This is a genomic window from Pseudomonas brassicacearum, from assembly GCF_003732265.1.
In the GTDB taxonomy this organism is placed as follows: domain Bacteria; phylum Pseudomonadota; class Gammaproteobacteria; order Pseudomonadales; family Pseudomonadaceae; genus Aquipseudomonas; species Aquipseudomonas brassicacearum_D.
Genome location: NZ_MOBK01000418.1, coordinates 1 through 679, shown reverse-complemented (window position 1 = coordinate 679; position 679 = coordinate 1). Strand labels below are relative to the sequence as shown.

General features: G+C 60.7%; 1 protein-coding gene. It reads right to left on the bottom strand.

The window, feature by feature from the left end; translation table 11 throughout:
- Positions 1–317: carboxymuconolactone decarboxylase family protein (locus BK660_RS32015; protein WP_148057550.1), on the bottom strand; the 317-nt coding region annotated here is incomplete at its 3' end.
- Between the last annotated feature and the right edge of the window lie 362 nt (positions 318–679).

Sequence of the window (679 nt, the reverse complement as noted above, 5' to 3'; positions counted from 1 at the left end):
TCATCCGGCGCGTGGGTCAGGCTCAGTTGGGTCAGCGATTCAGTCCACAGCAACGCAGCGCGTTCACGGTCGCTGAAGAACGGCGCTTCACGCCATGCCGTCACCGCGAACAAACGGCGCGGAGTTTCGCCACCCTTGATCGCATCGGTGGTGCGCATGTCGATGCAGAACGCACAGCCGTTGATCTGCGAAGCACGCAGTTTGACCAGTTCGATCAAGGTCTTTTCCAGCGGCAGTTTGGAGACGGCAGTTTCCAGGGCGATCATCGCTTTCAGGGCATCTGGGGAGGCGGTGTAGAAATCGGTACGAGGTTGCATGGTGGCTCCGGGCAGCAAGTGAATGTGTGGCTACGTTAGCCCTCACGCCCGGTTCGACAAATAGCCAATATTCCAGAAGATCAGGAGGCCACTTCGGTTTTCTCGGCTGACCACTCGTCAGCCAATCGGCACCAAGGGTTCTGCGCATCAGACCAATATCAGGTACATGCCCTTTCTGGAGACGGATCATGATCACGCGCAAACTCACCTCGTTATTGCTCGCCGGCCTGCTGGCCACCGCATCGGCCGCCAGCTTCGCCGCCAACGATGGCGCTGACGCCACCGGCACCAAATCCGGTGGCCCGACCAGCACCACCACGCCGCCAGACAACACCCCGGGCGCGCCTTCGGGTGGTAGCGGT